The sequence below is a fragment of the Sulfitobacter brevis genome (assembly GCF_900112755.1).
GTDB lineage: Bacteria > Pseudomonadota > Alphaproteobacteria > Rhodobacterales > Rhodobacteraceae > Sulfitobacter > Sulfitobacter brevis.
Map to the genome: position 1 here is coordinate 1 of NZ_FOMW01000036.1, position 10,725 is coordinate 10,725.

The 10,725-nt window shown below is 56.6% G+C and carries 7 protein-coding genes; 2 read left to right on the plus strand and 5 right to left on the minus strand.

Annotation, left to right across the window (positions count from 1 at the left end; genetic code table 11):
* Both BM174_RS21500 and BM174_RS21505 read left to right on the plus strand, forming a co-directional pair.
* Window positions 1-1,430, plus strand: a 1,430-nt coding sequence (locus BM174_RS21500) for a thiamine pyrophosphate-binding protein (RefSeq protein ID WP_245766464.1), incomplete at its 5' end; no start/stop codon positions are given.
* The gene (locus BM174_RS21505; protein WP_245766465.1) at window positions 1,431-1,850 is read left to right on the plus strand and encodes a thiamine pyrophosphate-dependent enzyme; all 420 of its coding nucleotides are present in this window, start codon (window positions 1,431-1,433) and stop codon (window positions 1,848-1,850) included.
* 80 nt (window positions 1,851-1,930) lie between these two features.
* Here the strand turns inward: BM174_RS21505 and BM174_RS19885 are convergent, their stop codons facing one another.
* The 5 genes from BM174_RS19885 to BM174_RS19905 all read right to left on the minus strand — a co-directional run bounded on the left by BM174_RS19885 (window position 1,931) and on the right by BM174_RS19905 (window position 10,377).
* Window positions 1,931-3,805, minus strand: a complete 1,875-nt coding sequence (locus BM174_RS19885; RefSeq protein WP_245766466.1) for an acetyl-CoA hydrolase/transferase C-terminal domain-containing protein — start codon at window positions 3,803-3,805, stop codon at window positions 1,931-1,933.
* Window positions 3,798-5,873 (minus strand): 3-hydroxyacyl-CoA dehydrogenase NAD-binding domain-containing protein, encoded by a 2,076-nt coding sequence (locus BM174_RS19890; protein ID WP_093925563.1) that lies wholly within the window; start codon window positions 5,871-5,873, stop codon window positions 3,798-3,800. The genes BM174_RS19885 and BM174_RS19890 overlap by 8 nt, the downstream gene beginning before the upstream one ends.
* Window positions 5,873-7,168 (minus strand): acetyl-CoA C-acetyltransferase, encoded by a 1,296-nt coding sequence (locus BM174_RS19895; protein WP_093925564.1) that lies wholly within the window; start codon window positions 7,166-7,168, stop codon window positions 5,873-5,875. The genes BM174_RS19890 and BM174_RS19895 overlap by 1 nt, the downstream gene beginning before the upstream one ends.
* Window positions 7,165-9,429, minus strand: coding sequence for an acyl-CoA dehydrogenase (locus BM174_RS19900; protein WP_218152959.1), 2,265 nt, complete (start codon window positions 9,427-9,429; stop codon window positions 7,165-7,167). Before BM174_RS19900 ends, BM174_RS19895 begins: the two co-directional genes overlap by 4 nt.
* Window positions 9,430-9,645: 216 nt before the next feature.
* On the minus strand, window positions 9,646-10,377 hold the full coding sequence (locus BM174_RS19905; RefSeq protein ID WP_093925566.1) for a universal stress protein: 732 nt from the start codon (window positions 10,375-10,377) through the stop codon (window positions 9,646-9,648).
* Window positions 10,378-10,725 lie beyond the last annotated feature (348 nt).

A 10,725-nucleotide genomic window follows, 5' to 3' on the forward strand; every position in this document is an offset into this window, starting at 1 on the left:
GCTTCTGTCGCTCGACTGTCGAGATCAGGGCCCATGTCGCAGCTGAGTGCGGTCTGAACTACTCCCATTCTGGCTGCATCAAACTTCTGGCCCGACTGGGCTTTGAGTACCGCAAGCCCAAGCCCCTGCCACGCGTGGCATCAGCGGAAAAACAGGCCGCTTTCATCGCATTTTACGAACGCCTGATGCGTGAGTTGCCAGCAGATGAAGCCGTCTACTTCGCCGATGCGGTGCATCCGGAATACCAGACCAAGCCTGCGTTTGGCTGGGTGAAGGTCGGATCAAATCCAGCGGTTCTCAGCACGGCAGGGCGCGGTCGTGTGAACATTCATGGGGCTGTAAACCTCGAAACCTTCGATGCACTGTCCGTCCATGGGCGGCTGACAGGCACAGTCGGCGTTTGCCTTGGTACACTTGGGCCAGGGGCCACCAACCTGATGACGGGCGTCGCTGACGGGAATATGGACCGTGCGCCGCTCTTGGTCATTACCGGGCAAGGGGCCACGACGCGGCAGCATAAAGAAAGCCATCAGATGATGGATGCTGTCAGCATGTTCCGGTCGGTCACCAAATGGTCGCAGGCGATCCTGACGCCCGATGCGATCCCAGAGATCGTGCGCAAGGCGGTCAAACTGGCAGAGGCGGAAAAACCCGGTGCAGTACATATCGAGTTGGCCGAGGATATAGCAGCGATGGAAACCGACGCCGTGCCGCTGCCACATATTTCTGTCCGACGACCATCTCCGGATGCCAAAGCGGTAGATGAGGCATGGGCGCTGATCGCAGCAGCAAAGCGCCCATTGATCATCGCGGGCAACGGGACGATCAGAACACGGGCCAGCGCGGCGCTGCGGTCATTCTGCGAGACGACAGGTATCGGCGTGTTGATGACTTTCATGGCGAAGGGCGCGCTTGATCTGGAGGATCCGCGCTGTCTTTTCACTATCGGTATGGGTCAGCGCGATTTTCCGATGTCGGTTGTTGATGCCGCGGACCTGATCATCACAATGGGATATGACATGGTCGAATACCCGCCAGATAAATGGAATCCAACAGGCGACAAGAAAATCATTCACTTAGATTTCATTCCGGCCGAGGTTGATAGCCGCTACATCCCTGCGGTCGAGATTGTCGGTGATTTGGCCGCATCCATTATGGCTTTGAAAGAAAAGGCGGCAATCGGCGACACAGAATTTTACCTTAGCGATCAAAAGACCCTGCGTCAGAAGATGCTTGAGGAGTTTGAAGAACATCGCGATCAATCCGGTGCCGGACCAATCAAGCCGCAAAAAGCCATCGCTGATGTACGCGCCTGCCTCGGGCCTTCGGATATTCTTCTTTGCGGTGTAGGTGCGCACAAGATGTGGGTCGCCCGACACTATCAGTCAAATGAACCGGGGACATGTATCATCTCGAACGGCACCTGCTAGATGGGGATGCCGCTGCCCGGCGCGATTAGCGCCGCAATCAGCTGCCCAGACAGCAAGGTCCTCGGCCTCGCAGGCGACGGCGATTTCCTGATGAATGTACAGGAGATGGAAACGGCAGCGCGGATGAAATCTGACATCACCATGCTGGTTTGGGAAGACCATTCCCATGGGTTGATCGAATGGAAGCAGGAGCAGGAGTTCGGGACCCATACTAACCTCAGTTTCTCCAACCCCGACTGGGTACAGTTAGGACAGAGCTTTGGCTGGAAGGTGAACGTCTGCAACCAAGCGGAGAACCTGCAATCCACGCTACGCGCAGCACTTGATCACAAGGGGCCTGCGCTTGTCGTTATCCCCGTCGATTACTCGGAAAACATGAAACTGACCGAACGGCTGGGCCGGCTTACTGCGTGCCTTTAAAAATTGAATGTTTTATAAAAGATGCGCAGCAGGAACATTCATACAAACCAGCATGACAGACTGCTATTTCAGATTGCCGACTATTTCGCAGAAATCGGGCCAGCCGAGTGTAGTTCCTGTTTTTTTGCTTTCACGCGCAGTGCGCCGCGCAAAACGCGAGATTGTAGTGGTTCGAAAAGCCTGACGTCAGCGGTATAGCCCATGCGTTGCATCGCGGCAGCTTCCTGCGGGTGTGCGGGCAGTGTCAGGGATGCCCAAATCAGCATAGCAATTTGTCGCTTGCTGCCCACGGCATCGCCAAGGCCGGACAGGGCAGGCAACAGCACTTGCTCAATGGCGTTAAAGTCGGTGCCAAATGGGAAATCAGGCAACAGCGCAACTCTGTGTGGGGCTAACCAGCTTGCGAGGACATTTTGAGTGTTGTTTCGGTGCGCCGTTGGGATTTGATAGTTCTTGGCGATCTTGCCCGCCTTTTTGGCAGTGTTGAGTAGGCCCTCTTGAAACCGGCTGTCTGCGATGGCGATCATACGTTTGATCACCTCTTCGTCGGTCTGTCCGCGCAGGTCGGCGGCACCATATTGCGTCACCACGATATCGCGCATGTGGCGCGGTACTGTCGTCAGCGGCAATTGCCAGACGATGTTCGAGGTAAGCTTGCCACCGCTACTTCGTGTAGCAGGTAAGGTTAGGACTGCCCGGCCATCGTCCAGCGCAAAGGCCTGTTCGATAAAGTTGAATTGCCCGCCAACGCCGCTGACGACCTGTCCAAGTTTAGCGGCATCTGACATCACGTCACCCAGTAGACTGACCTGCATCGCGCCGTTAACGAACCGCGCATGTTTGCGTGCGGCGCGTTTGGCCGCCTCGTCGCCGTAAAGTGCGTTGGTAAAGCTGACCGGCATCATCGCTATTTTGGCGCGCTGATCGGAGTCCATCGCGCGCAGGCGTTCGTACATGTCGCGTGCATCGACAAAGAACCCCGCGTGGATCGCGGCACCGTCCACTTCGCGCTTGATGATCCCGGCCTCAAAAAGTGCAAGCAAACCGCCAACCAGCATTTCAGTGACGCCGTAAAGTCCGATCTCAAAAGGACCCGCGTCGTCTCCAACCAACGGAAAGGGCGCGGCCTGCCAAAGGTCATCCAATTTGGTGCGGTCGCGCAACAACAACGCATGTGCCACTGCGTCGCCGATCGCGCCGATGCCGATCTGTAAGGTGCCTCCGTCAGGTATCAGCCGCGAGACATGGAGCCCAATTGCGTATTGTGCATCCGATACCGGGCGACGCACTGCCGAAAATAGCTCAAACTGCTCAGGCGGGTCCAGCAGCATTTCAAATTCTGCGGCATCAAGTGCCGCGCTACCATCCATAAAGGGCAGCGCGTCGTTCACCTCGCCCACGGCAATGAAATCCATCTGTCCCGCGTGGCGCATGCTAATTAGGTCCGCTGATATGTCGGTATTGCACGACAGGCTGAAACGGTTCCCTTCGCGCGGCATCAATTGCGATAGCACGTTGGGTCTTTGCGCGATCAGCACGTCGCGGGCGTGAGTATAATTGGCTGAAATGTAATGACGCTGCGCATAATTGTTTCCCAGCCATGCGCCCGCCTGAAAAAAGAACTCTGAGACATCAATGTTGTCGGGCAGTCCGTCGCCCTTGATCATCTCAGCATAGAGCAGGGCAGGGTAACGCCCGAACAGACGGTCCATCGCGGGTTCCAGAAACCGCTTTTCGATATCTGACCCAGGTTTGGGGCGCTCTAAGGTGAGTGCTGTGAAAATCGACAGGCGCAACCCAGGATCCGCGACTGCGATACGGATCAGAGCATTGACCAATGTGACGGGCTTGCCAAGACCAAGCGGCAAGGCGAGGCGTATTTCGCCTCCCGTCTGCTCGAAAATGGCGTGGGCCATCTTGTCCGCATCGGTGAATATTTTTGGTGTCTCAGCCAAGGGATTGCCAGCCTTCATCGGGGGTAAAGCGGGGGCCGTACGCCTGTTTCAGTTCTTTCAAGCGGGACACGATGTCATCGACACCTCGACTGCGCGCGTAATGCATCGGTCCACCGCGAAACGGAGCCCATCCGGTTGCAAATATCATCGCGCCATCGACCTGATCGTCGTCCTTCGCAACCTCGCAACGCAGCACTTCAACACAGGCGTTCAGCATAGGCAGGATCAAACGGTCTGTTAAATCTTCCGGGGCATTATCCATGTCTGCATCGGGATGCGGCGTGCCGTCTGACCAGTCGTAGAAGCCCTTACCGGACTTCTTGCCCAGATTGCCCGCCTCAACTTTACCGCACAGGGTTTGGGAAATCTCCGCCATTGGCTTGTCCAGATTATCCCGCAGCGATTCCGCCACATGAAGGCCGATGTCGAGACCCACCTGATCGGCGAGCGTCACGGGCCCCATCGGCATACCAAATCGCAGGGCGGCGGTGTCGATGACCTCCTTAGGCACACCTTCGTCCATCAGCACCATGGCTTCCATCAAGTAGGGCGTCAGCGCGCGGTTAACCACGAAACCGGGGTAATCCCCTACCTTCGCAGGCAGCTTGCCAATCGCTCCGCAAAACGCCGCAAGGCAGTCCATCGTCTTGGCATTGGTTCCCGCGCCTTTGACAATCTCGACCAAATCGATCTGCGAAACCGGATTGAAGAAATGCAGGCCTGCGAAACGTGTCTTGGCCGGGGCGTGTGACATCAGATCATCCACCGACAGGCTGGAGGTGTTGGAGGCAAGAATTGCGCCTTTTTTCATCTTGCCTTTGAGACCCGCGAAAATTTTTTCTTTCAGATCTATTTTTTCGGGTGCCGCCTCGATGATTAGGTCAGCTTGGGCGATGCCGTAGCCGTGTGGGTCAGGCATCAGGCGATCCAGCGCGTCGCGGGTCTCCGTCCTACTCAGATGCTTGTCGAGGCAAATTTGCGCTGCCTGTTTAATGCCGCGGCCCAACGGGTCGGTTTGCACATCACCCAGCGTGACCCTCTTGCCTTTGATGGCGGCCATCGCGGCAATTTCGGTGCCCATAGCGCCAGCACCGATCACATGCACATGGTCAATGTCGTCGTCACCTCTTGCTGCATCTTTCAATTTTTGACGCAGGAAGAACACGCGGCGCAGGTTTTTCGAGGTATCGGTTTTGATCAACTCTGCAAAACTCTCGATCTCGCCGCGCTGCATATCGTCGCGGTTGCCGCCGTATTCTTCCCAGAGATCAATCAGCGCATATGGGGCAGGGTAATGTTCTTTTGGTGCCTTCTTTTCAGTCTGGCTGCGCATCTGGCGGGCAACCAGACTGCGCGCCTGCTCAAACCCCAGCGCGCGTGCTTTCAGCCCTTGTTCATGTTCATCGATCTTACGGTCTGCCGCGGCCTGCACGGCGGCAGCGACATGGCGTTCTTCGACGATGACATCAACGATACCCAGCGACTTGGCGCGCTTGGTATAAGCCGTCTTGCCCGTCAGCATCATCGTCATCGCCTCTGTAGGGTCAATGAGTGCGGGCAGGCGGAAGGTGCCGCCAAGGCCGGGATGCAGGCCAAGCTGCACTTCGGGGAACGCAAAAGACGCGCCGTCAACCGCGATGCGGTAATCACAAGCCAGTGCCAGTTCGAACCCCGCGCCAAGTGCTGCACCATGTACTACACAGATGGTTGGGCAAGGCAGCGCTTCGATCCGGTCCAACACGTCATGGCCCTGTTGTAGCAGATCGGTGGCCCCTTCATCCGACATGGCGTCAAAGCTGCCTATGTCTGCCCCGGCGGCAAAGCCTGATTGTTTGGCTGACCGGATAACCAAAGCCTTAGGCATATCCTTTTCGGCAGTTGCGATGTGCGCGTTCAATTCCCGGATCACGTCCTCGGAAATAGTGTTAGTGCCAGTGTCTTTTTTATCGAGCGCAAGCCAAAGGATGTCGTCCGCATTACGGCCTGTGCGCCAGTTGGCGTCAGGATCTCCTGCAGCCCCTAATTCCAATTTCATGTCTCCCAAAAACTCAAGTACAGGTTCCGTCATCACACCGCCTCCAGCAACATTGCACCGCCCAGACCACCGCCAATACATTCGGTGGCGATGCCGCGTTTGGCACCACATTTCTTCATCGCATTGGCCAGATGCAACACGATCCGGTTGCCGCTGGTGCCCACCGGATGGCCCAGCGATATGGCACCGCCATCGACGTTTAGTCGGTCCCGGTCGATCCGTCCAAACGCATCATCCAAACCAAATACTTCCTTGCAGAAATCCGCGTCCTGCCACGCGGCAAGGCAGGCCAGCACCTGCGCCGCAAACGCTTCGTTCAACTCCCAAAGGTCGATATCGTCAAGGCTCAGTCCGTGCCGCTGCGCAATGGGCGTTGACGCTATGACTGGACCCAGCCCCATGATAGATGGATCAAGCCCCGCCCATTCGCTGTCTTTAATTTCGGCGAGCGGTTCCAGCCCGTGTTCTTCGATCGCTTTTTCCGAGGCGATGATGCACCAGCTTGCCCCATCGGTGATCTGGCTGGAATTGCCCGCCGTGACCTTGCCGTAAGGCGGCTCAAACACAGGTTTGGGTTTGGCCAGCCCTGCCATGTCGCTGTCGGGGCGCACGCCGTCGTCATGGTCGTACACGTTCCCGTCGCGATCAAAGGCGGGCATAACCTCTCTTGCCAAGATCCCGTCCTTTTGGGCCTGCGCCAGCCGGTGATGGCTTTCCATCGCATAAGTGTCGGCCATTTCGCGGGTAATGTCGAAGCGGTGCGCCAGAACTTCTGCGGTCTGGCCCATGTTCAATTCGGTGATGGGGTCGGTCAGACCCCGTTCCAGCCCGACGATCGGTTTGAAGAATTCCGGCCTGATCCCAGCCATCGTGCGGGCCTGCGCCAGCGGTCCTTTTGCGGCATTCATTTGCCCGAACCATTCCACGGCAGATTGGCGCAAGGTCAGCGGCGCATGGCTGAGCGCCTCGGCCCCACCCGCAAGGATCATCTGGTGACTGCCATCGCGGATATAGCGATACGCGGTGTCGATGCTTTGCATGCCTGAGCCGCAGTTGATCTGCAGCGTGAAAGCGACCATTTCCTCGCCCAACCCGAGCCTGAGGGCGGCAACGCGGGCCGGGTTCATCTCGTCCGCGATCACGTTGACGCAGCCCAGAATAACCAGATCAAAGAGGGTTCGGTCAAATGTCTGCCGCGCCAGCAAAGGACGGCCACATTGCACCGCCAGATCGACGGGGGTGAAAGGGCCGGGGACGCCACGCGCTTTCAGAAACGGAGTACGTGCGCCGTCCACAAGGTAAACACGCTGATTTTTGGTGTCGCTCATTCTGCGGCCTCCTTGGAAATGGCATTGAAGTCTTTGCGACTGTGAACCGCATTGTCAGGGAAAATTGCAGACAGTTCTTCAGGCGTGTATTCGTCGACAGCGACCACTTGAGAGACGAGATCGTCCATCTCTTGGATATCTTTCATTTCCGCATCGCTCAGGGTGCCAGTCTCTTGCGCTTGCTGTGGTGTCTGTTTCGCCTCGCGTAGGCGTTTCATCACCGGAGCCATTTCATTTACTTTCGCATAACAACGGTTCAGCACCATGACGCCATTACGCTCGCAGCCTTCATGCACGCTGCCGACGATCCGGTCACGGGTGTCCGAAGGATGAAAAAGCAGATCGCTGCATTTTGTGATCAGCCGATCATCCGGCCCGCGTTGCGGGTTCCCAGGCCAAGTCAGGAACCGCAGCACCCAGGCGGCCCAGCGGGCAGGCAGGTTCACAATGACCTCGTCCAGTGCCGTCTGAATACGCCGGAACGCTTCGGCGGCGGCGTATTGCAGGACGGGCAGATCGGCGTCTTGCCTGCCTTCGTCTTCCCACCGTTTCAATGCGGCGGACAGGATGTACATGTCCGACAGAATGTCCCCCATCCGCGCCGAAATCATTTCTTTGCGCTTTAACGCGCCGCCCAACGTCAGGAACAACACATCAGCCGTCAGCGCATAGGCCGCCGACCAGCGCGACAATTGGCGATAGATCGGTGTGGCCTTGCCCGCATTCGGCGCAGGCGCAAAACGACCACCCGTCAACGCGCGTCCCCATGACCGAAACAGGGTTTTCGTGGTGTGTCCGATATGCGCCCAAACGCTTTTGTCAAACATTGCCAGCGATTTGTCCGGGTCCTCTTCCTGCAAAGCCAACATGTTGTCGAGCATGTGCGGGTGGGCACGGATGGACCCCTGACCAAAAATGATCAGGCTGCGCGTGACGATGTTTGCGCCTTCAACGGTGATGCCGATGGGCACGGCACGGTAGAGCGGCAGCAGATAATTCGACGGGCCGTCGATAACTGCCTTGCCGGAGTGCACGTCCATCGCATCGTTGAGCGCCTCGCGCATTTTAAATGTCGCGTGCGCCTTCATGATGGCCGAAATCACCGAAAGTGGTCGACCCTCATCCAGCCCCGCACAGGTCAAATGTCGTGCGGCGTCCATCGCATAGGCATCAGCGGCCAGCCGTCCCATGCGGGCCTGCACGCCACCGAACTTGCCGATGGGCAGATTGAACTGTTGACGGACGCGAGCATACGCCCCGGTTGTGTGAGCACAAAGCGCGATAGCGGCGCATCCCATCGACGGCAAAGATATCCCACGACCGGCGGCGAGCGCTGACATCAGCATCATCCAGCCTTTGCCAGCGTAGTCAGGTCCACCGACGATGTTGTCGATCGGAATGAACACGTCCTTACCCGTGGTTGGCCCGTTCATAAACATGGTCGAGGACGGCAAGTGCCGTTTCCCGGTCTCGACGCCCTTCAGATCGGTAGGCACCAGCGCACAGGTGATGCCGATATCTTTTACGTCGCCAAGCAGGCCGTCGGGGTCGCGCAATTTGAACGCCAACCCTAGGACGGTACATACTGGCGACAGCGTAATATAGCGTTTGGCCCAATTGAGCCTTATACCCAGCACCTCTTTGCCTTTCCACTGCCCTTTGCAGATCACGCCTTCATCTACCATTGCGGAGGCGTCTGACCCTGCCTCGGCGCTGGTCAGGCCGAATGCAGGCAGCTCGCGGCCATCCGCAAGGCGCGGCGACCAATAATCTTTTTGTTCGTCGGTGCCGAACATGTGCAGCAATTCGCCGGGCCCCAGTGAGTTGGGCACCATGACGGTCACGGCGGTGGCGATCGAGCGGGTGGAAATGAAGCGTATGATCTCTGAATGGGCGAAAGCGGAAAATCCTAAGCCGCCGTAGGATTTAGGAATGATCATGCCGAAGAACTTCTTGTCGCGCAGAAATTTCCAAACGTTGGCGGGCAGGTCGGCGGCTTCTTGGTTAATCGTCCAATCGTCGATCATCCCGCAAAGTTCGCGGCAAGGGCCGTCGAAAAACGCCTGTTCCTCGTCGCTGAGCTTGGGTGCTTTGACCTCATGAAGTTTCGACCAATCTGGATTGCCCGAGAATAATTCAGCCTCCCACCAGACCTCGCCGGCAGTAAGAGCCTCGCTTTCGGTTTGCGAAAGCGCGGGCAGGACCCCCTTCGCCCATTTGTGGATCGGCTTGGTCAACAGGTTGGCACGCAGACTGGTCATGGCAATTTCTTTCATAAGACAAACGCTTGACGATACGTCGGGGTTGCTGTGGTGCAGCAAATGTCAGCTGCGATAGGTTGGCAAAAAAACGTCCACGAGTACGCTAAAATGTCGAAGTGAGTAGGCTGTGACTGGAGTGTAGATTGTGAGTTTGCGGTCTCACATGACGTTAGTTTCCAGCAAAACGCTTCGTCTAATTGGCGTGAAACTAACGCGCTATACTGGCTCCGGTACGACCAAGACAGGACATGGTGCGGATCTAGTAACTGTGCGGGCGATTGAAGATTCCAAGAAAGCTTCGAGCCAAGTCCGGTTTGGAGAACCAACCACGATGACATCAGCATTGCAGTCATCAGCATAGTCGACGATTACCTGTTCAGTTTCGCCGCGGCGCACCTCAATCTCGGTCTCAACGTTTGAGCCGCTTTCAACCCTCAACTTTGCAAGCTGCTCCTTGCGGTCTTCTATGATGTGGTTGTTCTCAGCAGCAACAGGTTGTCCGGGGGCTACCATTGGTCCAGCTGACAATATTCCGGCCCCCTCGAACGCCAATGGAACAACATTAAGCAAATATACTTTGCCGCCTGCGACCTCCGCCATTTCATAGGCAAGGTCAGCGATTTCGCGGTTCAAATCTTGGTCGACGGTTGTTACCACCATGATCCGTTGGAAACGGGGGTTTGGCAGACTTTCTTTATCGACGGTTTCAGATTCTCTGGTTTTTTCGAGTTGGATCAAGGCAGCCTGAAGGTCCTTGGCATTATATGCCAGACTGCCACCAGTCATACCCTCGGCCGTTGCTTCCATCAACTGATCTGCATCAAGAGCCATCGACGTCAGGACCTGCTCCTTGTCACCACGGCTGAGCTTGTCGTCACTCAGAACCTGATCTGGTGTTTCGAAATAGGGTGAGGGATTCGCTATTCTCATTTTCGCATAATTGGTCATGGCACTCCTTTTCCGTCGCAGCTGGATACCAGTAGGGCAACTTTTACTGATTGGGTCTACCGGACTTATTTGAAGGTATCAGATCAGCATCCGCAGCGTCCTGATGCAAATCAGCGAAGTCGCAGTGATTGTCGGGTGTCGATTCATCTATACCGCTGCTACTGTAAAACCCGAAATTTCTCATGCGTTATGATGCGGAAGTTGTCTGACACCTGGCTTCGGAAAGATTTCCACTCATTTAGGATGGTTTCCCGGGGCGTTGTTGCACGGAGGGTAAATTGGCTGGAACGCGCCCTACCCGAGACGGATTTCAGGCGGTGCGTTCGAAATTGGGCCTGCCAAGTTCGG